This window comes from Marinobacter sp. L-80, assembly GCF_056859395.1.
This window is the reverse complement of sequence record NZ_JBSXOI010000014.1, coordinates 1-2323: the sequence shown is the minus strand read 5'-3', so window position 1 is coordinate 2323 and position 2323 is coordinate 1. Positions and strand designations below refer to the sequence as shown.

Here is a 2323-nt window from a genome sequence, read left to right as displayed (position 1 = left end):
TTCTGGGTCTACAAACAGATTTCAGCGTCTGGGTGCGACTGATGTTTGTTGCGGGGTGTCTCATTTCAATCGGTATCGGCGTTTGGGTTTCCAAGCCGGTTATGCAAGATACCGGCTCGGACAAAACGTGATAGGAATTCGGTTCTGGGGAGATAGGATCAGAAATGACTAAGAAAAAGCACCTCGAAGTATATAGCGATGAACTTGTCAGAAGCTCGAATAATTATCATCAGCTTCATGTAGCCATAGCCTTTCTGATCGAGGTGTTCACGGATGCAGAGAACGACATGAACACCGCATTAGAGGAGCTATCAAAAACTGCCGGACATAAACGTGAACCTTACAAGGTAGTTTCCGATGAGCTGGTTAGAGAGCAGATAGACCTGCTGAAAACAATGCAAGAATCTGAGGGTAGTAATCTCAGAAGGCTACTTCAGAAAGAGAGCGCTTTCGACCTTGTTTTTGAGGACCAATACCCAATGGTAACCGGGTATCCAGATTGGATTAACGATCTCTTTCCTTATTTCCAACCACAAGATGTGATGCGCAACATCTCGGCTGAAGGTGGAACCGTTATTAGAATTTTTGGGGATGATTTTTTGGCAGTCCCTACTTCTGTCCATGAAAGCTTTATTCAGGTTTGGTGGCCAGTTGCCGGACAGGTGGAAGAGCCCGGCTATCTGAAAAAAGTTGCCGATCGTGTCTGGGAAAGCTTCGGTCTGGAAAGATAGTTTAGAAATCCGTCGCCCGAAAAACTGGTGATTATCATGGGAAAACGGCCATGTATGTGAATGAGGACGAATGTGAGGCGGCTGGGCTAGACCCTGAAGAGGTTAAGCGGATAGCCACAGGCTTGAGTCGATATGCCAAAAAAGCTGAGGCCCTGGGCCTTCAAATATTTGGTGGCACTGGGACTGGATCTCTTCGCTTTGATGACGGTGGCCCTGGGAAACTTGTTGTCGCCGAGATTGAGGGAAACTTTGACGGGGGCGACGGCGGATCAACGGTATCAAATGGCGGCCTACTAAGAGGCGAATGTTAATGGGAATGCGATAATTTTACGTGGAGCAAATCATGAACGTCGATCGTGTTGTTGAAAAAATTGAACTGGCTCATGCGAACCATGATGCAGAGCTCGTGAAAGAACTTACTCAGAGTTTCAAGCTAGACTTGTATAAAAAGTGCTCAAATGAGGCATCAGGTGGTGATGCTGAGCGCTTTGAGCGGTTCCGGGGTGCAGATGAGCAATGGCAGGAGTTTGAGGAGAAGCTTTCGCATCTCGGCTATTCCAAATTGCCAAGCCTGTTCCGTGATCTGGTTGCCAAGAACGAGCCAAGCGTAGCGAGCCAGCTTGGCTGGCTATAATTCGATAAGCCACATTTTGATTGGAATCCGAGTGCCGTGATATGAACCTTGAACAATACAGACAAGACCTTCTCTCTGAGGCCGAAAGATTCATCAACTGGTGGCATGAGCACCACCAGAAGAACCCGGATGCATATCCACTGGAGATGCCGGAAGGCGAATGGGATGAGCAGTTTCGAGCCTGGCAACAAGTTGACTGATTGGAAACCGACGAGGAGACGCAATGCTTGAGCCGATAAGCGAGGACACTAGCACTAGCTGTGTAGAACACGACTGGGCTGATTCCGTGATTTTTTGCCAGTATGAGAGGTACGGCGGGAAGGCATTCGCTCACGCCCCAGCCGAGCTTGGTTTCATGGCGTTCTCGAATGGTTTCTGGGTTGATGCGCGGGGGCTTTTCTCAAGCGAAGAATCGGTCGAATGGGTTGCACCGGAGAGAATCTTGGCGCTCTTCCGGGAGCGCGGCACTCGCCCAAGTCTGTCCAGCAACGTTTTAATGATCGACCACAGATAATGGGAATTCGACATTGAACTACGAACCCGGCTCTAGCCCAAGATTCAGATCCTCATCGGGTGTAATCCGAAGTGCCAATCCTCACGCCTCTAAACCGAGGATGACGGTAACAGATGCTCGATGCTTGCTTAATGATCTCTATTTTGAATTGGCCAAGCACGATCCGGAAGCCGCAGAGAATATCTGCAAAAAGCATAATGCCTAATGGGAAAACGATCAAAGGTAACTGCAAGAGTGATCTATGGAGAGAATATTGACAGGTAGTGGCAACCCGACTTCGAGAAACATGGCGAGATTCAAAGTTTTGTTTCCAATTAACTTTGTCGCTTTTATCGTTATGGCGATTCTGGGTCTACAAACAGATTTCAGCGTCTGGGTGCGACTGATGTTTGTTGCGGGGTGTCTCATTTCAATCGGTATCGGCGTTTGGGTTTCCAAGCCGGT

The 2323-nt window shown here is 48.5% G+C and carries 4 protein-coding genes; all 4 read left to right on the top strand.

All coding sequences use genetic code 11. The annotated features are described in order from the left end of the window. The first annotated feature begins 164 nt into the window (after window positions 1-164). Window positions 165-731, top strand: coding sequence for a hypothetical protein (locus AC13E3_RS00345; RefSeq protein ID WP_136630277.1), 567 nt, complete (start codon window positions 165-167; stop codon window positions 729-731). Window positions 732-1074: 343 nt separating this feature from the next. Further along, window positions 1075-1365 (top strand): hypothetical protein, encoded by a 291-nt coding sequence (locus tag AC13E3_RS00340; protein WP_136630278.1) that lies wholly within the window; start codon window positions 1075-1077, stop codon window positions 1363-1365. Between the two features lie 41 nt (window positions 1366-1406). Further along, window positions 1407-1565 (top strand): hypothetical protein, encoded by a 159-nt coding sequence (locus AC13E3_RS00335; protein WP_153637270.1) that lies wholly within the window; start codon window positions 1407-1409, stop codon window positions 1563-1565. Between the two features lie 555 nt (window positions 1566-2120). Then, window positions 2121-2323, top strand: a 203-nt coding sequence (locus AC13E3_RS00330) for a hypothetical protein (RefSeq protein WP_482901563.1), incomplete at its 3' end; no start/stop codon positions are given.